23 protein-coding genes and 1 pseudogene are annotated in these 20,393 nt (G+C 68.5%); 10 read left to right on the top strand and 14 right to left on the bottom strand.

Translation table 11 applies throughout. The features are described from left to right. Positions 1 to 226, bottom strand: a pseudogene (locus G569_RS52440) (IS110 family transposase); the annotation flags it as partial. A gap of 332 nt (positions 227 to 558) precedes the next feature. Here G569_RS52440 and G569_RS0128980 point away from each other — a divergent pair. The 5 genes from G569_RS0128980 (at position 559) to G569_RS0128960 (ending at position 4,882) form a co-directional block, all read left to right on the top strand. After that, positions 559 to 927 carry a hypothetical protein gene (locus G569_RS0128980; RefSeq protein ID WP_157592397.1) on the top strand — a complete coding sequence of 123 codons (369 nt, stop codon included), beginning with the start codon at positions 559 to 561 and terminating at the stop codon, positions 925 to 927. Positions 928 to 1,021: 94 nt separating this feature from the next. Further along, a complete protein-coding gene (locus G569_RS52435; RefSeq protein WP_037500027.1) occupies positions 1,022 to 2,431 on the top strand; it encodes a transposase in 1,410 nt (469 codons plus the stop codon). 192 nt (positions 2,432 to 2,623) lie between these two features. Further along, positions 2,624 to 2,935: a hypothetical protein gene (locus G569_RS63110; protein WP_157592396.1), complete on the top strand. Its 312-nt coding sequence runs from the start codon at positions 2,624 to 2,626 to the stop codon at positions 2,933 to 2,935. Positions 2,936 to 3,161: 226 nt separating this feature from the next. Beyond that, positions 3,162 to 4,025 carry a DUF1963 domain-containing protein gene (locus G569_RS0128965; RefSeq protein ID WP_028066006.1) on the top strand — a complete coding sequence of 288 codons (864 nt, stop codon included), beginning with the start codon at positions 3,162 to 3,164 and terminating at the stop codon, positions 4,023 to 4,025. After that, positions 4,022 to 4,882 carry a DUF1963 domain-containing protein gene (locus tag G569_RS0128960; RefSeq protein ID WP_028066005.1) on the top strand — a complete coding sequence of 287 codons (861 nt, stop codon included), beginning with the start codon at positions 4,022 to 4,024 and terminating at the stop codon, positions 4,880 to 4,882. The genes G569_RS0128965 and G569_RS0128960 overlap by 4 nt, the downstream gene beginning before the upstream one ends. A 1,887-nt stretch (positions 4,883 to 6,769) precedes the next feature. On the opposite strand, the gene G569_RS0128955 is transcribed toward G569_RS0128960, so the two are convergent. The 6 genes from G569_RS0128955 to G569_RS52425 form a co-directional block, all read right to left on the bottom strand. Beyond that, positions 6,770 to 8,263: a multicopper oxidase family protein gene (locus G569_RS0128955; protein ID WP_028066004.1), complete on the bottom strand. Its 1,494-nt coding sequence runs from the start codon at positions 8,261 to 8,263 to the stop codon at positions 6,770 to 6,772. Continuing rightward, a complete protein-coding gene (locus tag G569_RS52430) occupies positions 8,260 to 8,670 on the bottom strand; it encodes a hypothetical protein (RefSeq protein WP_064750473.1) in 411 nt (136 codons plus the stop codon). The genes G569_RS0128955 and G569_RS52430 overlap by 4 nt, the downstream gene beginning before the upstream one ends. 301 nt (positions 8,671 to 8,971) lie before the next feature. Next, a complete protein-coding gene (locus G569_RS0128945) occupies positions 8,972 to 10,186 on the bottom strand; it encodes an MFS transporter (RefSeq protein WP_028066003.1) in 1,215 nt (404 codons plus the stop codon). A gap of 102 nt (positions 10,187 to 10,288) precedes the next feature. After that, the gene (locus tag G569_RS0128940) at positions 10,289 to 10,612 is read right to left on the bottom strand and encodes a YnfA family protein (RefSeq protein WP_028066002.1); all 324 of its coding nucleotides are present in this window, start codon (positions 10,610 to 10,612) and stop codon (positions 10,289 to 10,291) included. Beyond that, positions 10,609 to 11,181 (bottom strand): hypothetical protein, encoded by a 573-nt coding sequence (locus G569_RS0128935; protein ID WP_028066001.1) that lies wholly within the window; start codon positions 11,179 to 11,181, stop codon positions 10,609 to 10,611. Before G569_RS0128935 ends, G569_RS0128940 begins: the two co-directional genes overlap by 4 nt. Continuing rightward, on the bottom strand, positions 11,178 to 11,453 hold the full coding sequence (locus G569_RS52425) for a hypothetical protein (protein WP_053227122.1): 276 nt from the start codon (positions 11,451 to 11,453) through the stop codon (positions 11,178 to 11,180). Before G569_RS52425 ends, G569_RS0128935 begins: the two co-directional genes overlap by 4 nt. Positions 11,454 to 11,576: 123 nt before the next feature. Between G569_RS52425 and G569_RS52420 the strand changes: the two genes are divergently transcribed. Both G569_RS52420 and G569_RS0128920 read left to right on the top strand, forming a co-directional pair. Continuing rightward, positions 11,577 to 12,050, top strand: a complete 474-nt coding sequence (locus G569_RS52420; RefSeq protein WP_053227121.1) for a MerR family transcriptional regulator — start codon at positions 11,577 to 11,579, stop codon at positions 12,048 to 12,050. A gap of 82 nt (positions 12,051 to 12,132) precedes the next feature. Beyond that, positions 12,133 to 12,390 (top strand): hypothetical protein, encoded by a 258-nt coding sequence (locus G569_RS0128920; RefSeq protein ID WP_028066000.1) that lies wholly within the window; start codon positions 12,133 to 12,135, stop codon positions 12,388 to 12,390. Positions 12,391 to 12,620: 230 nt separating this feature from the next. On the opposite strand, the gene G569_RS0128910 is transcribed toward G569_RS0128920, so the two are convergent. Next, positions 12,621 to 13,076, bottom strand: a complete 456-nt coding sequence (locus G569_RS0128910; RefSeq protein ID WP_028065999.1) for a hypothetical protein — start codon at positions 13,074 to 13,076, stop codon at positions 12,621 to 12,623. A gap of 49 nt (positions 13,077 to 13,125) precedes the next feature. Between G569_RS0128910 and G569_RS52415 the strand changes: the two genes are divergently transcribed. After that, the gene (locus G569_RS52415; RefSeq protein WP_053227120.1) at positions 13,126 to 13,506 is read left to right on the top strand and encodes a MerR family transcriptional regulator; all 381 of its coding nucleotides are present in this window, start codon (positions 13,126 to 13,128) and stop codon (positions 13,504 to 13,506) included. Positions 13,507 to 13,733: 227 nt separating this feature from the next. Here G569_RS52415 and G569_RS0128900 read toward each other — a convergent pair whose 3' ends face one another. Beyond that, positions 13,734 to 14,237: a hypothetical protein gene (locus G569_RS0128900; protein ID WP_157592395.1), complete on the bottom strand. Its 504-nt coding sequence runs from the start codon at positions 14,235 to 14,237 to the stop codon at positions 13,734 to 13,736. A gap of 218 nt (positions 14,238 to 14,455) precedes the next feature. Between G569_RS0128900 and G569_RS0128895 the strand changes: the two genes are divergently transcribed. Continuing rightward, on the top strand, positions 14,456 to 14,905 hold the full coding sequence (locus tag G569_RS0128895) for an Imm1 family immunity protein (RefSeq protein ID WP_169542273.1): 450 nt from the start codon (positions 14,456 to 14,458) through the stop codon (positions 14,903 to 14,905). Positions 14,906 to 14,983: 78 nt separating this feature from the next. Here the strand turns inward: G569_RS0128895 and G569_RS0128890 are convergent, their stop codons facing one another. The 3 genes from G569_RS0128890 to G569_RS0128880 are packed head-to-tail and all read right to left on the bottom strand — an operon-like array spanning position 14,984 to position 17,363. After that, positions 14,984 to 15,214, bottom strand: coding sequence for a hypothetical protein (locus G569_RS0128890; protein WP_028065996.1), 231 nt, complete (start codon positions 15,212 to 15,214; stop codon positions 14,984 to 14,986). Positions 15,215 to 15,246: 32 nt separating this feature from the next. Beyond that, a complete protein-coding gene (locus G569_RS0128885; protein WP_028065995.1) occupies positions 15,247 to 15,834 on the bottom strand; it encodes an SMI1/KNR4 family protein in 588 nt (195 codons plus the stop codon). After that, on the bottom strand, positions 15,819 to 17,363 hold the full coding sequence (locus G569_RS0128880; protein WP_169542272.1) for a NucA/NucB deoxyribonuclease domain-containing protein: 1,545 nt from the start codon (positions 17,361 to 17,363) through the stop codon (positions 15,819 to 15,821). Before G569_RS0128880 ends, G569_RS0128885 begins: the two co-directional genes overlap by 16 nt. Positions 17,364 to 18,029: 666 nt before the next feature. Between G569_RS0128880 and G569_RS52410 the strand changes: the two genes are divergently transcribed. Next, positions 18,030 to 19,118: an IS110 family RNA-guided transposase gene (locus G569_RS52410; RefSeq protein WP_053227119.1), complete on the top strand. Its 1,089-nt coding sequence runs from the start codon at positions 18,030 to 18,032 to the stop codon at positions 19,116 to 19,118. Here the strand turns inward: G569_RS52410 and G569_RS59170 are convergent. Together G569_RS59170 and G569_RS0128860 are read right to left on the bottom strand one after the other, a co-directional pair. After that, positions 19,101 to 19,958, bottom strand: a complete 858-nt coding sequence (locus G569_RS59170) for an IS3 family transposase (protein ID WP_169542253.1) — start codon at positions 19,956 to 19,958, stop codon at positions 19,101 to 19,103. The two genes, G569_RS52410 and G569_RS59170, sit on opposite strands and share 18 nt — an antisense overlap. 2 nt (positions 19,959 to 19,960) lie before the next feature. Beyond that, positions 19,961 to 20,260: a transposase gene (locus tag G569_RS0128860; protein WP_028065784.1), complete on the bottom strand. Its 300-nt coding sequence runs from the start codon at positions 20,258 to 20,260 to the stop codon at positions 19,961 to 19,963. Between the last annotated feature and the right edge of the window lie 133 nt (positions 20,261 to 20,393).

The raw sequence follows: 20,393 nt of genomic DNA, 5'->3' as shown, positions 1-20,393 counted from the left end.
CGTTGCGCAGGTGATGCGCGTTGAGCAGCCAGCACTCGAAGCGGTCTTCCAGCGCCTGAAAGACGGTCTTCCAATACACGCCGGTCGCCTCCATCCCGACCAGCGTGACCCCGAACTGCGCCAGCCACTCGGCGAGCGCCGCTAGGCCGGTCAGCGTCGCGCTGAACGTCTGCGTCTGCTGGTCGACTCGCCGCCGCCCTGTGCCGGGCACGCGCACGGTCGCCACGACATTGTCACGGTGCACATCAAGACCCGCGCACCGCTGTACCACCACATCCATCGCCCGCTCCTTTCAGGACGCCGGATACCGATCGCCCGGAGGAGACCTCCCAGCATGAGTCTGGCCTACGCGCTCGAAGCAGCAATCAACACTTCCACAGGTCCCCACGCCACGCTGTCGCACGGGCTCTCCGCGCACCAAGCCTCGACGGCGTCAACCCGGGCACAGGGATTCTCACTCCTCAACACCGGCCGCGCGCGGCCACGACAGCTGTCGCGTAAGTCGGTCGCGTTGACACGCAGGCCGCGGTGGGTCTCGCGGCGATACCTTGGGTCGCCGTGTCGTTCGCCTGGATCAGGGAGAACTCCAAGCGTGAGTTGGCCGACATCTATGAAGTCGTGGGGCTGTTGGCGATGATTGCGGGTCACCCGGGGAGAAACCTGGTTCGAGTAGAAGGGCCGGCGCCCGTCGGCGATTGGCCGCTTCCTGGGGATGACCGCATCGACGGCCGGCTGACTATCAACGTGTCAGCCGGGCCGGGCGGGATGATCGTCGAGTGCCTGATCGATGCGGTTCCCCGGTTCGATCTGCGGCAGGGCGAGTTCTCGGCCGGCGGGTATGAGTTCTATGACTGGGGCCAGTATTTCGGTGTTGTGATCGAGACAGCTGGGCATCGCGTTCGGATCACGGATGCCTACAACCACTAACCGGTAGCGCGAGAACGTCCAGCGGCAGTGTCCAGACGATGGATTCGTTCTCGGTCGGCCGGGAACGTCCGGCGCGTTTAAGACGATTCCGGGCATGGGGCAGCGGTTTATCGCGTGTGATCGCGAGCAGTCGTTCTTGATGCCACCGGACGTGCGTGAGTGGTTGCCGGAGGATCACTTCGCGTGGTTCGTGCTCGAGGCCGTCGAGTCGATGGATCTGGACGCGTTCTACGGCGTCTATCGGGCTGACGGGCGCAGTCGGCCGGCGTTTGATCCGGCGATGATGGTCGGGTTGATCCTGTACGCCTATGCGCGCGGGATGCGGTCCTCGAGGGCGATCGAGCGGGCGTGTGTGGAGGACATCGCCTATCGGGTGATCGCGGCGCAGCGCAAGCCCGATCACGCGACCATCGCGCGGTTCGTTGAGCGCCACCAGACCGCGCTGGCCGATGTCTTCGGCGCGGTGCTCGGGCTGTGCGCGCAGGCCGGTCTGGTCGGCGTGAACGTGGTCGCCGTCGACGGCAGCAAGGTGGCCGCCAATGCCAGCCGCTCGGCCAACGTCGACTACGAGCGCCTCGCCCGTGAGGTCATCGAGCACGCGCGCGAGGTCGATGCCGAAGAGGACGCGCGCTTCGGTGATCGCCGCGGCGACGAGCTGCCGCAGGAGGTCTCCACGCGCAACGGGCGCCGGCAGTGGTTCAAGGAGGCCAAGCGCCGGCTGGATGACCTGCGCGCCGCCGAGGGCGCGCCGATCCCGCGCGACCGGCCCGAGCGCCTGCGCGAGGCCAAGCGGCGCATGGACGAACAGCTCTTCACCGAGGCACGCGCCAACGAGGCCTACGAACGCTTCCGCGCCGGCGGCAAGGACCATCGCGGATGGCGCCTCAGCCCCGGCACGACACCGAAGCCCTACACGCCGCCCGAAGTGCCTGAGGGCGAGATCAACCTCACCGATCTGGACTCCAGGATGGTCAAAGGCCAGCACGGCTTCCTGCAGGGCTACAACGCTCAAGCCGCGGCCAACGAGCACCAGATCGTCATCGCCGCCGAGATCGAAGTCGTCTCACCCGACTTCGGGCACCTCGAACGCACCGTCACCGCCGCCCGCCGCGAACTCATCAACGCCGGCGTCAGCGAGCTCCCTCGCGTCATCGTCGCCGACTCCGGCTACTGGCACACCCAGCAGATCCAGCGCCTCACCGGCGACGGCATCCCGGTCCTGATCCGGCCCGAGTCCGGTCTGCGAACCACACCCAGGCCCGGCTGGAAAGGCGGCATCTTCGACTTCATGCGCGCGGTTCTGGCCACCGAGCACGGGAAGGCGCTCTACAAGCAGCGCCAGCACATCATCGAGTCCGTGTTCGGCCACACCAAACACAACCGCGGCATCACCCGGTTCCAGCGCCGCGGCAGAGCCGCCGTCCGCACCGAATGGCGGCTCTGCATGGCCACCCACAACCTCCTCAAGCTCCACAACCACCAACTCGCCACCGCGGCGGCCTGACGGCCACCCCGCCGCGGCGGCTTCGCCGCCGCCCGTTGCCGATGCCGCCACGGATCAACTGCAAGCCCTCAGTCGGACTTACGCGACAGCCCCCGACGATCTCGAGATCGTCGAGAAGTCGGCCGGCCATCTCCTGCTCGCGGATCCGTCCACGAAAGCAGCAATCGCCGCGTCGTGGCACGCTGACGGCCCATGAGTCTCCGGAACCCAGAAGTGAGGAAGGCGCTCGTCCGCGAGGTGGCGACGTTGCGCGGCGCCCTCGGAGAGGTCGACGAGGTCGCGCTCGGGGAGGCCGTCGAGGAGGTCTCGCATCTGCTTGATCCCACGCATGAAGGGGAGCCAGGCGATGTCCTTCTAAGCGATACGGAAGTGGCTCTCGGTACCGCATTGTGGCGGGCGCTCGAGCGAGCACCTTGGCCGGCTGAACCCAAGACGAGGGCATCGGAACCTGCCTGGACGGACGTGGTGCGCGAGGCCGACGCCTTTCTGCAGCAAGTGGCGTAGGAGAACGATCACTGCCGCTCCGAGCCAGGAGCAGCAACGCTCGCGGTTTCGTTTACCTGTCGTGGAGGGGTCGCCGGCGACACCCGCCAGCCTGCCGAATCGTGCGCCCAGGGCCCCGAGGTCTGCGGACTGGTTGGATTCCTGCGATGCACTTCGGCGATGTGGAACGACGGCTGGACGACAATTTGATCGCTGGAGCTCCACTGACAGGCTAGGGTGGCGCGCCGTGCTGCGCGTCCTCTCAGCTTTCCTACTGCTGCTCATCGCGGCGCCCTCCGCCCGTGCCGACGGCTTCCGCGAGCGTGAGGTCCGCGACGCGATGACCGCGGCGGGCTTCGGGAAGATCGCGTCCCAGGTCGCCGATGCTGCCCGGCCCGTCGTGACGGTCGATCTCGCCCAGCGGAAGCGCGAGCCCGCCGCGCTCGGGACCTCGCGCTTCGGCGGCCGGCCCGATCTCCCCACGAGCGCCGCCTGGCCAATGTGCAAGGGCAAGCACCAGACCTTCCTGGCCCAGATCCGCGTGCGCGAGCTACCCGGCGCCGCGCGCGAGCTGCGCCGGCTCGGCGGGACGCTGCTGTTCTTCACACACGTCGAGTTCGAGGAGGGCGAGCGCGACTACGGACTCTACGGCGGCGAATGCACGACTGTCCTCCACGCCCGCGCCGGGACAGCGCTGCGGCGGACCGCACTGCCGGACGACACGCTGCGGATGCGCCCCTCACGGCCGCGCTTCACGGCGCAGCCCGACGTCCCGGACTTCGCGCTGGACCAGGACACGCTCATGGCCCCGCTCCACGAGGTGAAGGTCGCCGACTGGGAACGCTGGTTCGAGATCCGTGACCTGCTCCGTGGCAAGCCGAGGCTGGAGCACGTGCTCCTGGGCTACAGCCGTGCGCCCAACGGCGGCGACGACTGCTCGGAGCGCGCGGAGCGCACGCGGGACACGTGGCGCCATCTGTTCACGATCGGCCCGGATGACGACCTCGGCTTCAACGTCGCGGACGCCGGTGCCCTACAGATCCTGATCGCGCCCGCGGACCTGCGCGCCGGGCGCTTTGATCGCGTCTGCGGCGTCTTCGACAGCGCATGATCCGACTCGTCACGACCATGGCCGCGTTCGCCCTGCTCGCGTCCGCGCCCGCGGCGTCCGCGCAGGGCTTCCGCGAGCCGGAGGTGCGTGCCGCACTCGCGGCGCGCGAGCTCGGCGCACTGGCCGACACGATCGCGCCGGCGGCGCGCCCCGCAGCGATCGTCGACCGCACGCTGCTCTCGCGTGAGCCCGACGAGCTCGGTACGTCACGTCTCGGCGGGCGGCCGGATCTCCCGGCGGGCACCAAATGGCCGCGTTGCCGCGGCTACGCCCAGACCTTCCTCGGCCAGCTGCGGCCGCGCGACCTCCCGCCCGAGCTCGCGGAGCTCGGTGCGCATGACGGCACGATCCTATTCTTCGCCCACATCGAGCGCGCGAACGGGAGCTGGTATCAGCCGTTCAACGGCGAATGCGCGACGGTCATGCACACGCGCCCCGGCACGCCGCTCCGTCGCGCCGCCTTCCCGCGGCACGCACTGCGGCTGCGTCCGGCCGCCCCGCGCTTCGACGTGCGGCCCGACCTCCCGGATCGCGACTCGAGCGGCCGCCTGATGGCGCCACTGCAAGCGGTCAAGGTCGACTCCTTCGCCTGGAGCGACGTCCGGAACCTCCTCGAGGGCGAGAAGTACCGCCCGCACCGCGTGCTCGGGTACAGCGCGCCCCCGGCGGGCGGCAGCCCGTGCTCGCTGCGCGCCGAGCGTCCGAACGACACCTGGCGCCATCTGTTCACGCTCGGCTACGACAAGCCGCTGGGCTTTGCGATCAAGAGCTTCGGACGCGTCCAGTTCCTGATCTCACCGGCCGACCTGCAGGCGGGCCGCTTCGAGCGCGCATGCGGCGTCTTCGATCGCTACTAGATCCTACGGACCGTCGGCTGTCCGCCCGGTGTTGACGTGAGGGGTAGGCACCCCACGGATGAGGTGCGCGGGTTGAGGTCTCAGGGATGGCCTGGACCCGACCGGTTCATTGGGGTGCCGACATCGGGTGACGGGTACGGCCTAAGTCCCGAAGGCGACCATTAGGTCTCGGCCGGCTCAGACCGAGTACTTCCCCCTTTGAGGCAATCGCAGCGGTGCGTCGCGGCGCCAGCAGAGTCGTGCTTCTCGACGAACTGGCCACAATCCGCGGTTTCGGTGCGCCGCCCCCCTTTTCAGGCGCAAACGGCAGTAGCCGTGCTGCGCGACGGGACACCCGCGGCCGGTCTGCCAGGTCTGGATTTGCGGCCAAACTCCTCGACGTGCGGTTGTCGGAGTCGCGCGCTATGGCGGCCGCCGACGAGCGGCCAGCCAATGTACAGCGAGTGCGATCAGCACAAGACGGAGGCTCCGGCGGTGAGCCGGTCCCCGCGCGGGGTTCGATCGATGTGCCGGCGGCGCTGTGACTGGTTCCTGACGGGTTGGCGCTGCGAGGTCCGAAACGGCGGAGGCGCGCCACCTGCGAGCCTGCGCGCGGAGCAGCTCGACCGTGAGTGTGACGCCGATCCCGAGCAAGACGAGCAGAGCGGAGGCGACTTGGTCCGCTGCTGGCGCCTTGACCACAAGGAAGCCTTCGCAAGCGTACGGCGACGCCAGCGGGGACGATGAGGGTGGGTTGAACGCGTACGTCTTGCGGTCCGGACTTCGCACTCCAACGCCCGCGTGTATGGCGTCCGCGCTAGCCGACGTACAGCTCAGCGTGGCCTCCTTGGCATTGAAGAACGCTGGCCGGGGAGCGCTGTCATTTGGCTGGACCTCGCCTTGCGTCCGCAGCGCGAAGCTCGCGTATCCCGGGGGCGCTTGAAGAGGCCGCCGAGGTCGGTTCAACGCGACTTGCTCAGACGCTTGGGCCATCGCGCCAGCGGCTGCCCCCGGCGCAGTTGAAGTGAGCGCCGGAATGGGCACATAGCAGGTGCCTAGACCACGTCGGCGTGCCCAGGGAGCGTCGAACGTCAGGACGATATGACGCCACGTACGATTCCAGGAGCGGGTAACCCCGGCGACGCCGCCGTAGAACGGCCCTGAGAAGTGATGGAGCATGCTGACGTCATGCGGCACAAACCGATTGGGGTAGCGAACATCGCTGCCGGCAAGTTCTGGTTTGAGCGGGGCGTCTTCCCACATCGATGCGCCCAGGCGGACGTGCTGCACTGGATCGAAGTGATGGAAGATGACCGCGGTAATCGACGTCGTACTCGTGAGTCGTGCCGAGAAGCGCTTCCAGAAGCGAGGCGTTCCGGACAGGACGAACGAGTACTGAACAGGATTTCGGCAACTTAGGCCGTCGGTTTCTACAAAGGCGGCGCCATCTATGCGCAGTTGGGAGCCGGCAGTCGGCGGTATCCCTCCAACCGCGAACGCGATCGCCGCGTTGCCGCTGATGAAACGTCCTGGCGGTTTCGCCGGTGAGCTGACCCAGACCTGCGCGCCGACTGCGATGGCGAGTGGAACCAGCGCTGCCATCAGCCACAGCGACTGTTGGGCAATCGGCCAAGCACGACCACGCACGAGAACGCGCACCTCCGCGACCGGACTTCTCACGCGTACTCTACGGGACTGACCACGCTGGCCAGGCAGGCGGGGCGCTCGTTACTGGATCGGACGCAAAGGCAGCAGCGACACCGGAGTCGGCAGAGTGGTGTTTGTCGACGCTCTCGCCACTCTCACTCGTCGCGATGCGGCAGCGCCCGAAATTCTCCACATTCCGCAGTTGCGAGACTCGACCGATTTGCGGACTGAGCAGGCCGGGAACGCGGATCGGGTGCGCGGTTACTGGACTTGGAAGTTGGCCATCATTGCCATGTCCTCGTGTTCGAGGTTGTGGCAGTGCAGGACGTAGCGGCCGGGGTAGTCGGAGAAGTGGGCGATCACGGCGGCCTGCTCGGCGGGGCGCAGGTCGATGACGTCCTTCCAGCCGGCATCGAAGGGCCCTGGCGGGCGGCCGTTGCGGCTGAGGACTTTGAAGTGGGTGTGGTGGAGATGGATCGGGTGGTGAAAGTCGGAGGTAAAGCGCCAGGTCTCAGTCGTGCCGAGGGCCACCCCGGCGCTGATGCGCGCGGGGTCGAAGGGCTTGCGGTTGATGGTCCACAAGCCGTTGTCGTTGCTGCGGAACACGAAGTCGCGTGTCAGTGCGCTGGGAGCAATGGCGAGCGGTGCGATGAGCCGGCCGGGGATGTGGGAGTCATCGCGCGCGGCGCGGACGATGTGGAACTGCATGACGCGCGTGGTCGGGCCGTGGCCGAGTTCGTTGACGAGGGTCACGCGCTCGCCGACGCGGAAGCGCGAGAAGTCGATCACGACCTCGAAGCGCTCGGCGGGCGCGATCTCGATTGCGTCGTGGGCGATGGGGTGCTCGAGCAGCCCACCGTCGGAGCCGATCTGCACCAACTCACGCCCGCCTGATGCCCTTGGCCGCAGGGCGAGCCGGTAACGGCGGGCGTTGGAGGCGTTGAGCAACCGCAGGCGGTAGCGGGCGGCTTCGACCTCGAGCGCCGGCCAGGCGATGCCGTTGACCAGGATCACGTCGCCCAGCACGCCGCCCATGAAGGCCTGGGTTACGCCCGGAGTGTGCGCGGCCGACGGGTCCAGCGCCGGGTAGCGGAGCGCGCCGTCGGCCGCGAAGGCGCGGTCGGCGAGCATCAGCGGCACGTCGCGCTCACCCGCGGGCAATGGCAAGCTCTGTTCGTGCTCGTCGTGGACGACATGGAAGCCGGCCAGCCCGCGCCACATGGCGGGCCCGGTGAAGTCCATGCGGTGATCGTGGTACCAGAGGGTGGCCGCGGGTTGGCGCAGCGGGTATTCGTACTGGCGCAGCTCGCCACGGCGCACGTAGTCGGTCGGATAGCCGTCGCTTCTGGCGGGTGTGTGGCCGCCGTGCAGGTGCACGACGGTCGGGACCGGTAGCGCGTTGCGGTGGCGCACGACCGTGCGGCGCCCGCTGCGCGAGATCATCGTCGGGCCTGGGTAGCGGCCGTCATAACCCCAGATCTCGGTCGGCACGCCGGGCAGCAACTCTTGGCGGGCGACGCGCTGGGTCAGCTCGTAGACGTCTGTCGCGCCTTCCGGGCGTGGGCGCAGCACCGGTGGCACGTGCAGGGGACGGGTGAAGGGCTCTGGCAGCGGCAGGTCGCTGCTCAGAACCTTGCCGGTCTCGGCGGGCTTCGCCAGCCAACGAAGGGCCTCGGCGCCCGCTGCGAGCCCGACGGCGGCGCCCGCTGCGGCGCCTAGGAAGCGCCGGCGCGAGATTCGTCGCGCAGGATTCATCGCAGCCCCAGGCGGTCACGCCACGCCCACAGTGCCAGCAGCAGGTTGCCCGTGATGATGCTGACGCCGAGCGGGATGTGCAGGCCGATCACCCGTCCCAGCCCGAGCATCACCTCGACGCTGTTGGCCACCGCGAGGCCGACGCTGACCGTCACCACCCACCGCGGCAGCCCGCTCCGGCGCCAGTAGACCAGCGCCAGCAACACCTGCACGTAGCTCACTCCGACCACGCCGTAGTAGGCGTTGAGCCGGTGCAGATGCAGGAACCCAAAATGACCGTCAAGGAACGCGCCGGCGAGCACCGACTGCATGAAGGCGGCCACGGCCTGCGCCGTGATCACGGCGCGCAACGGCCGACGCAGACCTTCGACGCCAACTCGAGGAGAGCCGGCTTCAGCGGTCGCCATAGGCGCGGAATTCAACAGCGCGGCGAAGAAGTCGAACGTCGATGCTCATGGTCGAATCGTCGGCCACGTGGCGGCCCACGGCGTCCGATCATGCTGGCAGACGTCTTCAACTTCCGCGGACTGCATTCATGCCACGATCAGGTACCTGTCGGGCGCGCGCGATTTCATCGCTGCGATCGAGTGCGTGACCGGCTCCCTTCAGGCGGAAGCACTCGCGCCGCCCGCAGACTGGCAGTCCGTCGGCGTCGCTCAGATGCATCGGAAGGCTGGCGGCGTCGGGAACGCTTAGGTGGCTCGCGCGTCACGGTGATGCGGATTGGTTCGCAGTCAGGACGAGTAGGGCCACGGCCATCAGCGTCGCCGCGACCGTGAAGGCCGCCGCCGGGGACACGAGCGTGTAGATCAACCCCGCACCGGCTGAGGCGATGAGGTTGCCCAGGCTCTGCACCGCGGCCAGCACGCCGAACGCGGAGCCGCGGACGCTCTCGGGAGCGAGGGTGGCGACGGCGGCGTGTTCGGCGGTCTCGACGCAGCCAATGCCGATGCCCGCAAGGGCGAATGTGCCGGCCAGGAGGGGGATGCTCGCGCCGGTCGCGGCGAAGCCGGCGTAAGCGAACCCGAAGGCGGCCACGCCGGCGGCGAGCACGCGGACCATCCCGCGACGGTCGCCGAGCCGGCCAGCAGGGATGCTGGTGAGCGTGGCGGCGACGTTGTAGACGACGTAGAGCGCGATCGCGAGTTGCGTCGCGTCGTCGGCGCCGTGGCCCGGCGTGAGGAGGTCGGTGGCCCGCAGGATCAGGAGGGTTGCGGCGACGTTGCCCAGTTCGAACACCGAGATCCCGATCAGGAGGCGCCTGAGCCGGCCGTGCAAGACCGGGCGCACCTGCAGACGGACCGGCTGGTGCTCGCGCTCGCGGGCGGCCGTCGTGTGCCGAATGACGTACATGATCGCGGCTGCGGCCAGCAGGCCCGGAATGATCGAGAGCAGGATCGCGGTGCGCACGCCGACGAGCGCGACGAGCGCGAGCGCGAGCAGTGGGCCGCCGATCGCGCCGAGGTTGTCCATCGCGCGCTCGAACCCGTACGCGCGGCCGTACGCGCCTGCCGGCACGACGTCGGCCAGCAGTGCGTTGCGGGCGGGAACGCGCAGCCCGCGTGCCGTCCACGCCCCCGCCCGCAGCAGCGCGACCTGCCACACGCTCGTCGCGACGCCGATCAATCCCGACAGGACGGCTGTGGTCGCGTAGCCGCCGACCGCGACGGATCGCCGGCGGTGCGGGTCGTCGGCGAGCGCGCCGCCCGCGAGCCGCGCCGCCCCGGCGAGCCCGTCGGAGACGCCCTCGATCAGGCCCAGCGCGGACGCGGGGGCTCCCAACGTCGCGGTCAGGAACGATGGCAGCAGCGCGGTTGGGATCTCATGTCCGAGATCGGCGAGCAGCGACGCCGTGCCGATCCCGCGCACGCCCGGCGTGAGCCATCGCTCGGCCCCGTCTTTCTGGGCTTGGGCTACATCCACCGCCGCCACGCTACGTGAGCGCTCGGCGCCATAGCGGCAGGCGGCCGGCCTTGACGAGAAACCACCATCGTTGCGACCCCGCAACGGTGCGGGTCACCCTGTTCAGCGCGCGTACATGATCACAGCGACGCCGACGAGGCAGATCGTCGCGCCGAGCAGGTCGGCGCGGTCGGGCTGGAAACCGTCGACGGCGACGCCCCAGAGCAGCGAGCCGATGATGAACACGCCCCCGTAGGCGGCCAACACACGCCCGAACACTTGGCTGGGCTGGAGGGCGGCGATGACCCCGTAGGCGGTGAGCGCCATCGCACCGAGCGCGACGAACGTGATGCCCTTGTCGTCCTTGATGCCGACCCACACCAGGTAGGCGCCGCCGATCTCGGCGATGGCGGCGGCGATGAAGAGGGCGATCGAGCGGGCGGTCACGCGGGGAGCGTGCCCGGACGGGCTGGCGATCCGCCGTCGAGCTGTCGCGCGCGCATGGCCATCACGCCCGCGAGCAGCGCGACCGCGAGATGCAGGACAGCGACGACGATCGCGATGCCGGCGATGCCGGTGCGCGATTCGTCGAGTTGGTGCACGACCTCGCGCACGTCAAGCGCCGCCCACGCGAGTGCGGTCACGGCGACCGCCAGCAGGACGCCGGGTCGGCGCCCGAACCTGGTAGCGGTCAGCGCTGCGAGACCGAGGCCGACGAGCGCGGCAAGCACGATCAGCGGCGTGGACTCGATGTTCACGCCGAGCACGGCCTCGCTCGTGTTCGTGTCGCTGTCGCCGGCCGGTGTCTCGGCATGGCCCGCCTCGCCGGCGCTCGATCCCTCGCCTTCCTCGTGGGCGCCTCCGGGTTCGCCGGCCGGCTCGCGGGTCTCGCCGACGCGGACGCCCGCGGGCTCGGTGTGGGTGTCCGTGGTGGAGCGCTCGGCGATCACGCCGACGACGAACAGGGCGGTCGAGGCGATCAGCAGCGCGACCAGCGTCCAGCGCAGCGGGCTCACCGCGGTCCGGCCGTCTCGGACGCGAAGAACAGCTCGATCACGGGGCGCGCCTCTTCAGGGCCGGAGATGTCGAGCACCAGGTCGCCGCCGTCGCGGCCGAGGTCGAAGTCAAGGAACGCGCAGCAGCGGGACTCGGCCGCGACGAGCTCGCGGATGCGTTGCTCGATGTGCGGGGTGTCGCGCAAGCGCACGCGCAGGCCACGCTCGGTCGCGGTGCGGTCGAGCAGGCCGTCGGCGGAGAGCGCTTCGATCAGCGCGAGCCGGGCGGTCATGCCATCGGGGGTCAGGGTGCAGGCAATCGGTAGGTCGGCCATCGGCGGTCCTTGGACTGAAAACGTGGGGCACCCTCTACCGTGCACCTTCAACACGGCTTCAAGTCAAGGACATTCGCGCCGATGGCATCACCGCACACCAGCGACGACCCGCGGCTGACGATCGGCCAGGTCGCCGAGCGCGCCGGGCTGAACACCTCGCACATCCGCTTCTACGAACGCGTCGGCGTGCTGCCCGAGCCCGACCGCGTCGCCGGCCAGCGCCGCTACCGCGACGACGTGCTGCACCGCTTGTCGATCATCGACGTCGCCCAGCGCGCCGGCCTGACGCTGGAGGAGATCGCGCCACTCACCGGACCCGGCAACCGCAGCGCCGATGCGAGTCGCCACATCCGCGAGCTCGCTCACGACAAGTTGCCGCACATCGACGCGCTGATCGCTCGCGCGCAGGCGGTCAAGCATTGGCTAGAGGTCGCGCAGTCCTGCGATTGCGCGAGCGTGGACGTCTGCGGGTTGTTCGTCGATCCGACGCTGATGCCGCCCGCCGGTGACATCGAGCTCGACGTGCGCCACGTCAAGGCACGCCAACGCCGCTGACGCGTCGCTTGACTTCAACCCGAGTTCACGGTGCAGGCTGCGTCCGACCAGCCTGCACCGACTCAAGGAGACGCCGCATCCGATGTGCCTGCCGACCAAGACCGACCAGTCCGACTCGTCCGGTTCGCCCGCCCGCTCGATGCTCGGCATGGGCGCGCTCATGCTGCTCGGCTGCCTCGGCGGGCCTGCGCTTGCCGGCGCCATAGGCGGCCTGGGCGTCGGCGTGCTGCTCGGCGCCGGCGGCGTCGTCTTCGCTCTCGTGTTGTGTGCCGCCGTGCCCGCCGCCCTGGGCGCGCTGCGCCGCCGGTCCGCGCGACGGACCCCGACGCCCGAGCCGTAACCAATCGAGGCCGAGCCTGACGATCACGCAGAGAAGAGCTCCGCGGGCGATCTCGACGCGGTGGTGCGACGGCTGATCGAGCAGGTCATCTCCGCCGACCGGCTCGACCTGATCGACGAGCTCTACGCGCCCGCGATGGCCGCCGGCGCGCACCGGTGGACGACCTCGTTCCTCGAGAGCTTCCCCGACGTGCCGATCGACATCGTCGAGCTGATCGCCAGCATGGATTTTCACCCCGTTGAGCGGACCTCGAACCCATCCTCGACCGCAACCACGTCGACACCGGCGTCGGCGAGCTGTTCGAGGAAGCCGTCGATGTCCGAGCCCGTGTGCTCCGGGAGCGCGTAGAGCGCGTCCAGGAACACGTCGACGCTGCCGCGCTCGCTCCCCGTGAGATGGTTGCTGGTCGTCCAGATCACCTCGTCGCCGATCGCCTCGACGCGGTAATCCAGGAACGGGCAGCAGGCGGCCTCGCGTCGCGCAAGGTCATGAAGCGCCTCGCGCGTCCCTCCGTCGGCGCGGAACGTGAAGACGACGCCGTCCTCGCGGCGCTCGCGCGACACCAGTGCGCGCTCGAACTGGCGGTGGTAGTCGGCGAGCCGCTCCTCAGCGGTGTCATCGGCGGTGCTCAAGTCGCACGCGATGGGCGCGTCGAGCCGGGCTGGGATGTGCAGAACGTCGGTCATGGAGTGAGCGTAAACTCTTGACTATGGTCCAGAGTCAAGGCCTGAGCGGATGAAGATCGGGGAGATCGCGACCGGGGCGGGCGTCACCGTCGACACGGTCCGCTTCTACGAGCGCGTCGGCGTCCTGCCACCGCCGGCGCGGACGGAGTCCGGGTACCGCGACTACGGGCGTGACACCATCGAGCGCATCAAGCTCACGCGCGAGCTTCAGGCGATCGGCTTCACACTCACCGACGCTGTCGACGCGCTCGCCGCCCACGACGCCGGCGGAGCCACCTGCGAGTCCGAGCAATGGCGCCTCCAAGCCGTGCTCGATCGCGTCGACGCCAAACTCGCCGAGCTCAACGCGCTACGCCGCAGGATCGTGGAAACACAGGACGCCTGCGCCGACGGGCACTGCAGATTCAAGACGCACGCAACAACCGGGTGAGTCGGCGGCATCCGAGCGCGGCAACACGAAGGACCACTGCCCTGGACAACTTCGGACCAGCGCGACGCGACGGGTGTGGCTTCGCAACCGCGCTGTCGCAATGAGACAAAGTCATCAGTGGCTCGGCCGCCGGCAGAGTGGTGCTTCTCGACGCCGGCAGCACTCTTATCCGGCGCCGTCGCGTCGGAACCGCTTGGGGTTTCCGCTGGCGGCCTTGTCTCGTGCGGTCAGTCCAGCGAGCGTCGGGGCCCGTCCAGGAGCGCCGTGAGCGCCGTGACCGCGGCCTTATAGAGAGCCCTGCCTGACGCGTTGTCCAAGTAGTAGTCGATGTCGTGAGCCTCGGCGGCGCTCTCGACGAACCCTTCAGCGCGAGCGCTGGTTCCGGTCGTGACGCCCGGGATGGTGGTGCTTAGGGTCGTGCACCCAGGTAGCGCGTCCACCGCGGCCGCTAGGGCGTCAAACGGCGTGCCGGCACTCGCGTCGAGTTCGATCAGCATGTGGGCATAGCGACGAAGCGGACGATTCGCGCCTTTGGCGAGCTCGAGTGCTTCGTCACTGGCCCGCCAGTGCGCCACGCCGTTGGCTTCTCCGCAAAACTCGACGAGGCCCTCGTACTGCAGCGACAGGAGAACATCCTCGTCCTCGCCAGTGGAGTACCGGTCGATGATGTCGTACCAGGCGACGCCGCTCTGGTCACCCGACACCCTCAGCGCGATCAGACCGCGAAGCACAGCGCTATCGCTATAGGGATGGGGCGACATGCGCGGCGATCCTGCCACAAACCGTCGGTTGCAGATCGGACGAGACGACAGTGGTGCTTCTCGACGCTTGGGGCATGATCGCGCGCTCCGTCGTCGCCACGGTTAGGGGCAGCCGCGGGGTCCACCGGCCTGGGCCGCCCTTGGCAAGCGAATGCGAGAGCGCCTCGGTCGCCTGCGACGATGCAGGCGTGAAGGTCGAGTGGGCGTGTGCATGGGCTTCCCCTCAGGCGCTCGACATCGAGTCACCCGGGGCCCTGGAGCGACTTCTCGCGGACGTGCAGCACCGCGCCGTAGGCAGCGGCATCGCGACGGCCGCGGTCATTCATCGGGGTGACGCGACGTTCAGTGTCGTGCTGGGGTTGGGCGAGGTCGCGTTCGTTCAATGGATGGGCGGCGGAGAAGGTGCATATCTCACGGTCGAGACCGGCGCCGACGACGATGACCTGAGCGACCTCGTGGCGTTCTCATATCTCGGCCATCACACCGAAGTGCCACGGAGGCAATGCGTCCGCCGTCAGGACGCGATCGAAGAGGCCAAGCACTTCCTCGCTCGGGGCCGGCTGAGCCAACGTTGGGAGTGGTCCGGCTACCTAGGCGACACTCCAGCGCCGCCGGGTGCCCGAATCCGACACAGCTAGACACACCGACGGCGTCGCGCTCCGAGACGAGGAGCAAGAGTGCTCCAACTCGACGAAGGCGCCACCGCGGAGCAGCGCTCAATCAGTCGGCTGGCGCGCGACCCGAAGGGTGCGGGCCTGCTCGATCGGCGTCAGCGTGAGGAACTCACGCTGCCACGGCTCGCCGATCAGCCTCGCGGCTTCGTCCGGAAGGCGTCCGACGACCCGGCGGTAGAGCGAGCCGAGTTGCGCTGGGAAGCCGCCGGGATAAGCGGCCGCGGCCGCACGACAATCGACCATGCTCGTCGCGAAGCGATGACGCAGGTCCACACTTCATTTGCGTTGGGCACGGCCGCTTCAGATCAGACGTCGAGGAGGTAGTTCAGTCTTCCGTGCTCGTCGGGTTGCGAGTGACGACGCTGAGGTAGATTCGGCCGTTCGGCATACCACACGCCCGAGTCCCAACAGCGAGTCCACATCAAGATCATCTCGCCCATCGATGCCGCACGTGGAGTGGCCCAATCCGGGTCAAGCTCGTGCTCGAGCACTCGGATGGGAGTCGCCGCGCCTTCGGGCACCGAACAGTCGCAGACGACCAGCGCGTGCGATTCGACGATCGGAAACCATTCCGCGTTGGCGTAGCCGATCTCGACAGCGGTCTGCATGCTTGCGTGCCGTTGGATGGCGTCCTCGAGCGACAGCAGAGCGAACCCCGGCGCGATCTGTTCGTCGAAGCCAGTCGGTCGGTAGCCGTTGCGCCAGCCAAACCAGGTTCTCGCTTCAGCCGGCAAACGCAACCCGAGCGGGCGCGTCGCAGCGTCGATCTCAGCCTCGGAGAGCCCGGGCTGCATGTGCTCCACGATCTCGAGGCCCGCCCGGACCAGGCGCTGCGCGTAGTCATCGAGCAGCACCTGGTCGAGAAGCCGCGGCTGCTCTATCTCCGGTTGCACAAACCCAGAGTAGGCACGCCCAACGACGGCGGCGTCGGCACGACGATGTACGGGTCTCCGGAGACCATCCCACACCGGTCGTAGACCCTCGCCTTCAGGTAGACGCCTTCGCTTCTGTTGTCGTCGCTGTCGATCAGCCTCAGGCTCGGCCCGTGGAGCTCGCCGCCTTCCTGCGCAGAGGCGAACGGATACTCGTCGCACTCCTGACCGGTCGGACGCGGCGACGGGCACTCCGGCATCGCCCGGGAAGTCGACAGCCAGCCGCGATCGTTGCCGGGAGTCATGTAGTGCAACGTGAACGGTTGCGGCGGCGCTCCGAAAAGCGCGTCGAGGTCGTGTTTGGTCGCTTCCTCGACGTCCGCACCGGGAGCAAAGATCGGCGCGTCGACGCATTCCTCCTGAGGAATGAGCCCTGCGCGGCCGGCGAGCCGCTCGCACTGTCGTGCGATCGTGTCGGCTCGCGTCTGGGTGAGCTCGGGGTTGTCGACGTTTCGGCGCATCAACTCGGCTGCGATGTCTTCGGCGCCCCATTCTTCTCCCATCCACGGCAACGGAAGCGGTGGGGCAGGCGGATCGGTGGGATCCACGGGTGGCTCCGGCGGCGGATACGGCCCGGTCGGCGGTGCCGGCGTATCGGTTTCAATCTGCGAGATGACGTACCAGGCCGCTCCCGCGCCGGCGACTCCGCCCGTTCCCGCGATCGCCAACAACGTCTGCAACGGCGTCATTCCCGCCGTGGCCGCGCCATCGCACGCGAGCCACTGATCGGAGACCGTCGACTGGCCTGCGTGGCTCCCCTTCGGGTACGTCAACAGGATGTCGCAGATCTGCCGGGCCGTGAGGAAACGACTGGCAAGGATCGCGAGGTCCAGGCCGCCGACATCGAGACGCTTCGCCTCGGTCGCGGTGACCTGGTAGTAGGGCGACCTGCCGTACACACGGCCGTGAACGTCTTCCATCGTTGCGCGGACGACCGTTCCTGCGCTCATCGAGCCGGCGCACTCGAGTCCAAGACCGAACGGACTCATGCACGCGGCGACGACCCAGCCGTCGAGCTGTCGGATGATCAGCCGATACGGGGTCCCGTTGAACGAGTAGTCCGTCGTTGCGGTGGCCGTCCACTGCGCTGGCACCTGACCGGGAATCTCGTCGCTGTTCTTCTGCAAGTTGAGGTCGATCTTGAAACGTCGACGAGCGATGGGGATCGTCACATGCGCCTCGGCGCGCTGGCCGTTGATCAGGCTGACCATTCGCGCGAGGAGGCGAACCGGCTGGGGTGCGTTGTTGGCTTCCCAGCCGCCGCCCGCCGACCCATCACAAGTGGTCATGAATCCCTCGCAGGAACCGGTGAACGCACCGGTGTCCTCGTCGAAGAACTCGATTCGTATCGAGCCGTCTTGGTGCTCGTCTCGCGCAATCCGCAGTGTCGCGGTTCCTGCAGCAGGAACCGTCGCGGTACTCGGCGGATCAAAGAAGATCTCGGCGCCAAACGCACGAGAGGGCAGGAGAAGCGCACAACCGACCAGCACCGCGGCTATGCACAACCGCCTGACTCTCCCGCGTCGTGTCGCCGCTTCCCGAGCTGTATTGGCCTTCACACGCATTTCTTTCCCGGGCAGCCATTCGGAGGCGCACCAAGCCGATTCCCAATTCACGAGCGAAGATCGATGAAGATCAGGTCATCACTAAACGATCACACCGTATAGACCGGACCTCGAGCCAAGCAGCGAACGGCCTGGGCACGGAGTTGGCACGGCCAGCTCGTCGGTGGACTGCCGCGGGTGACTGTCCGCGTATCGCCCGCTCGCGGCAGAAGCTAGGTGCGGATCCCGACGCGCCACATCCCCTATTTGGGGTAAGTGAGGGTTTGTCGAACGATCTGTCAGCGGAACAACATCGTGTGTGAATCAGCACGCAGTTGCGCGCGTGGACGCGCGGGCTACGAGGACTCGGGGACTCGCCTCCCGGCGGTCAGGCCGGATGCGATCGTGGCGCGCGCCTAACGTTCGCTCTGTCCGACTGAGAGTGCTGTGTAGGTTCGCGGTCTTCTCGAACGCGGTGTTGTCCGGTCGTGTCGAGAGGGTGCGGCTGGCGGCGGGATGACTCTCGAGAGTGCCGGCCAGGGTGCCCTGAAGCAGACTCGTCTCCCGCCGCCGGCCGTACCGGAGCCGCCGTGACTTCATAGAAGCCTGACGTTGCTCGACACAGCCCTGTCCAGCGGCCTCCGCAGCATCGATGTCGACGGTGAGGAGAGCGCGATGATCGCGGTCGGGGTGGACACCCACAAACATGAGCACGTTGCTCGCGCAGTTGATCATTTGGGGCAGGTGCTAGGCCAGTACGCGGTGCCCGCGAGTCTCGCCGGGTACCGAGCCTTCGCCGATTGGCTGGATGAGCTTGGCGGTCCGCTACGTGTCGGGATCGAAGGCGCCGGCAGCTATGGGGCCGGACTGTGCGAGTTCCTGTTGGCCGCCGGCGTTGACGTCGTCGAGGTCGAGCGGCCGCGCCGCCAGGACCGCCGGCGCGGCAAGTCCGACGAGATCGATGCACTGCTGGCCGCGCGCAAGGTCTTGAGCGGCGAAGGCGTCGCCACTCCGCGAGCTGGAGGCAACCGCCAAGCGCTGGCCGCTTTGCTGGCCGTCTATCGCTCCGCGGTCGCCGAACGTGTCCGCGTGTTCAACCAGCTGCAATCGCTGCACACGACCGCGCCGGTTGCGTTGCGCGAACGCATTGGCCCGGGCGACGGCGCCGCGCTCACTGCCCGTCTGCGCCGGATGCGCGCACGCGCGGCTGACACCGGTCCCGAGCGCGTGATCTTCGGGCTGCTGCGCGAGCTCGCCGACCGCGGCCACGCCCTCAGCCAACAGGCTGAGCGCTACCGCTTCCAGCTCGCCGAATTGACCGCGGCACTCGCGCCGGCGCTCCTCGAGCAACCCGGCGTCGGACCCGTCTCAGCCGCCAGGCTGCTGGCGTGCGACGCCCGCCGCTTTCGCAACGAGGCCGCCTTCGAGCGCTGCAACGGCACGGCACCCAAACCCGCGTCCTCAGGACAAACCACGCGGCATCGACTTGACCGCGGCGGCGACCGCCAAGCCAATCAAGCCCTGCACACGATCGCGATGATCCGCGCCACTCACGACCCCGAAACCCGCGCCTACATCCAACGCCGGACCGGTGAGGGCAAGACCCGTCGCGAGGCGATGCGCGCGCTCAAACGACACCTCTCCCGGCAGCTCTACTGGCGTGGACCCCGTTGGTGTTGTCAGTTAGGCCGCGGGGGTTAGGTGGTCGTCGTGATCTTTCCAGGTCTGGGCGACCTCGCTCGGGGTGCGGTAGGCGAGGCTGCTGTGGGGTCGGTGGTGGTAGCGATCGATGTAGGCGCCGATCGCTGAGCGGGCCTGCTCGAGGGTCTCGAATTCTTCCCGCCAGATGCAGCGCAGCTTGAGCTTGGAAAACCAGGACTCGATGAAGGCCTGGCTCTCGGGGTCGCGGTAGCCGCCACGGCGGTGCGTGATCGCGAGCTCGCTCAGGCGGGCGCGGAAACGGCGTGCGGTGTAGGCGCTGCCGTTGTCGGTCCCGAGCGTGAGCCGGCCGGGCTCGATGCCGCGCTGGAAGGCTGCGGCGTCGATGACGGCGATCGCCTCCGGAGCGCGGCAGCGGACATCCAAGGCCCAGCCGGTGATCTCTCGGGTGCAGCAGTCGATCGCGGCGTTCAGATACGTCCAGCCGTGATCGGCGACCCAGATGCTGGTCATGTCCAGATGCCAGAGCTCGTCGGGCCGGGTGACGTGGAAGTAGCCGGGGCGCCGGCGGCGGCCCTCGCTGCGGACGGGCTGCAGCAGCCGGTGCTCGCGCATCAGCCGCTGACAGCGCTTGCGATTGATCGGGCGGCCGGCGCGCCGCGACGCGATCGCGGCGATCATCCGCGTGCCGTCGGTGGCGTGCTCGTCCTCACGCGCGACCGCCAAGACCACGCGGTCAAGCTCGTCCAGCGGCCGACGCTGCCCGCGGGGCGGGCGTCGTGGGCGGCGGTAGATGGCCTGCCGGCTGATGCCCGCGACCCTGGCGACTAGGGCGGCGGGGCGGCCTTGCGCAACCAGTTCGCGGGATCGGGCGACGCGCACACTCACTCCCAACCCCGCAAGAGTTCCCCCGCGATCTCCACCTCCATCGTCTTGCGCCCCAGCGCGCGCTCGAGCTTGGCCACCTGGCCGCGCAGCTCGTCGAGCTCGGTGCGCTCGTTCTTGCCCTGCAGGCGCTCAGCGCCGGCGGCGAGGAACTGGTCGCGCCACTTTCTGAGCAGGCTGTCAGAGATGTCGTGCTCGCGGCAGAGCTCGGCGACCGACTTCGGGCCCCGTAGCGAGGCGAGCACGATCTCGGTCTTCTGCTGCGCGGTGAACTTCCGATACTTGCGGGTCTCGCTCAACGGATCCTCTCGATCAACAGAGCAGCCCATCCTCTGATGCCTCCCGGACAGAGCTTCGCCGGCTACGCCGGCTCAGAGCCCTCCCCAACAGAGATCAAAGAACTGTCAACACCCCGACGGGGTCCTCGCCACT

It is taken from the genome of Solirubrobacter soli DSM 22325, from assembly GCF_000423665.1.
GTDB lineage: Bacteria > Actinomycetota > Thermoleophilia > Solirubrobacterales > Solirubrobacteraceae > Solirubrobacter > Solirubrobacter soli.
This window is presented reverse-complemented; position numbering and strand designations above follow the sequence as displayed.